The organism is Roseovarius sp. A-2, assembly GCF_002072155.1.
In the GTDB taxonomy this organism is placed as follows: Bacteria; Pseudomonadota; Alphaproteobacteria; order Rhodobacterales; family Rhodobacteraceae; genus Roseovarius.
In genome coordinates this window covers 1-542 of the sequence record NZ_BDIY01000110.1, presented here as the reverse complement: position 1 = coordinate 542, position 542 = coordinate 1, and the positions used below count along the sequence as shown (strand labels likewise).

At 61.1% G+C, this 542-nt stretch carries 1 protein-coding gene; it reads left to right on the top strand.

The window, feature by feature from the left end:
* Positions 1-154 precede the first annotated feature (154 nt).
* The coding region (locus tag BHD06_RS22815; RefSeq protein WP_139784876.1) for a heavy-metal-associated domain-containing protein at positions 155-542 on the top strand (388 nt) is incomplete at its 3' end.

Genomic DNA, 542 nt, shown 5'->3' with positions numbered 1-542 from the left:
AAGGCGGGCATAGAATACTCGGAGATGAGTCAGGCATTGGGAGTTGCCCGAGAGTCGCCTCCTGCCCGTCAAGATTTCTTCCTGCACGGTCTTGACCTTCCAGTCAGGGGAGCCCCTATGTGAAGGGCACTCCGCAGTACGGAAGGCAGAGATCATGGGCACGACACATCTGAAGATCGCCATCGAGGGCATGACTTGTGCCTCCTGCGTGGGGCGGGTCGAGAGCACTTTGGCGGGTGTGAACGGCGTCAGGGACGTCTCGGCCAACCTTGCGAGTGAGTCCGCGCAGTTCGAGATCACAGAAGATGCCGATTTGGGTCAGGTCGCAACCGCGCTTGACGAAATCGGCTATCCACTGCGCACACGGACCGTAAAACTGACGCTGACGTCCATGTCCTGCGCCTCATGCGTGGGACGGGTGGACCGCGCGCTCGGCGCGCTGCCCGGCGTTCTGGATGTCAACGTGAACCTGGCCTCCGAGAGCGCAACCGTGACTATTGCCGACGGGGTCGTGACCCCGCAGGAACTTTTAACTGCGACGA